The sequence below is a fragment of the Burkholderia sp. KCJ3K979 genome (genome assembly GCF_016759955.1).
Taxonomy (GTDB): Bacteria; Pseudomonadota; Gammaproteobacteria; order Burkholderiales; family Burkholderiaceae; genus Burkholderia; species Burkholderia orbicola.
In genome coordinates this window covers 1-272 of the sequence record NZ_JACFYV010000511.1, presented here as the reverse complement: position 1 = coordinate 272, position 272 = coordinate 1, and the positions used below count along the sequence as shown (strand labels likewise).

The window sequence follows — 272 nt, the reverse complement described above, 5'->3', positions numbered from 1 at the left end:
AGGGTCGTTCGAGACCAGGACGTTGATAGGTCAGGTGTGTAAGCGCAGTAATGCGTTCAGCTAACTGATACTAATTGCCCGTAAGGCTTGATCCTATAACAAGTCTGCCTTGTAGATCGGCGCCGTGCGAAAGCACCGGCCGCAAGATCCAGAGCGACATGTTGGATTCTCGTGTGTGATACACACAACTCAAAATTACTGCTTCTTCCAAGATTGGTTGCGCTGCGAAGCAACGCAACAACCCCCTTTGCCTGATGACCATAGCGAGTCGG

General features: G+C 51.1%; 1 rRNA gene. It reads left to right on the top strand.

Annotation, left to right across the window (positions count from 1 at the left end):
* Positions 1 to 95, top strand: a 23S ribosomal RNA gene (locus H3O04_RS35865); the annotation flags it as partial.
* Positions 96 to 272: the final 177 nt, after the last annotated feature.